This window comes from Actinomadura napierensis (assembly GCF_039529375.1).
Classification (GTDB): Bacteria; Actinomycetota; Actinomycetes; order Streptosporangiales; family Streptosporangiaceae; genus Spirillospora; species Spirillospora napierensis.
Map to the genome: position 1 here is coordinate 1 of NZ_BAAAMR010000340.1, position 630 is coordinate 630.

The window sequence follows — 630 nt, forward strand, 5'->3', positions numbered from 1 at the left end:
TTGGTTATACAAAAGAAATGATTGATTTAACAGGTACCTGTGCGTTAGAACATTTTACCTCAACTATTGCGGCTGAGCTTTTACAAAACCCTGAAATTCAAGCCATGTTCCAAGATGACACTATGTATCACTTATGGATGTGGCATGCGGTAGAAGAAAATGAACACAAAGCTGTAGCGTTTGATGTCTATACCAATATGTATGGGCAGGGGCCAAAAGCTTATTTTATGCGTTCAACTGCTTTAATCATTGCAATGGCCTTAATTTTTGCTACTCAGTCTTATTTTACTGCTAAGTTACTTAAGACTGATGATAAATTAACATGGAAAGATACCAAATACATGCTTAAGTTCATGTATGGCCGTAAAGGTTTTATGACTCGTCAAATTCCAGAATTATTAGATTTCTTAAGACCAAAATTCCATCCAAATGATTCGGATACGACAGCTTTATTGGCCACTTGGCGTGAAAAATTAGGTCTTTAAAAAAACTGACTGGAAAAGAGCAATTTAATTGCTCTTTTTTTTACTCGTTTTTTCTATTTAAGTTTCTATAATACGTTTACTTTGAAATCTAAAAATGTGTTGAAACTCATGATTCGTACTATGCAAGCCTCAGATATTGATAGTG

General features: G+C 34.1%; 1 protein-coding gene. It reads left to right on the forward strand.

Going from position 1 to position 630, the window contains the following annotated elements; genetic code table 11:
* The coding region (locus tag ABD296_RS49815; protein WP_344285636.1) for a metal-dependent hydrolase at nt 1–485 on the forward strand (485 nt) is incomplete at its 5' end.
* Nucleotides 486–630 lie beyond the last annotated feature (145 nt).